At 59.2% G+C, this 343-nt stretch carries 1 pseudogene; it reads right to left on the bottom strand.

From position 1 onward, the window contains the following. Positions 1–343: pseudogene (locus NX782_RS26290) on the bottom strand (hypothetical protein); the annotation flags it as partial.

Here is a 343-nt window from a genome sequence, read left to right as displayed (position 1 = left end):
ATTTTCGGTGCCGGTGCCGTCGACACCGTCATCCGCGACTGTGGTCTTGGTCAGTTCCTTGCCGGAAATGCCGGCAGCGGTCCAGTTTGTCGTGCCGCCATCATCCGAGATCGAACCGCCATCGAAGCCGCCTGCAGCTTTATAAATGTCCTTGTGCATGGTGGTCAGCGAAGTGCCGATGTCCAGCTCCATCGTCTCGTCCTTGCCGGCGCCGATCTGGAAGGTGACGGAATCCTTGAACTTGCCGTCCGAGTTGTTCAGCAGGGTGGTGCCGCCGAAGCCGGTGTTCTTGACGATGTTGCTCAGCTCGTCGGTCAGCGAGGAGTATTCCGACTGCATCGCA

This window comes from Massilia norwichensis, from assembly GCF_024753245.1.
GTDB lineage: Bacteria > Pseudomonadota > Gammaproteobacteria > Burkholderiales > Burkholderiaceae_D > Telluria > Telluria norwichensis.
Note: the sequence above shows the minus strand (reverse complement) of the source record. Positions and strands in the feature narration are given on the sequence as shown.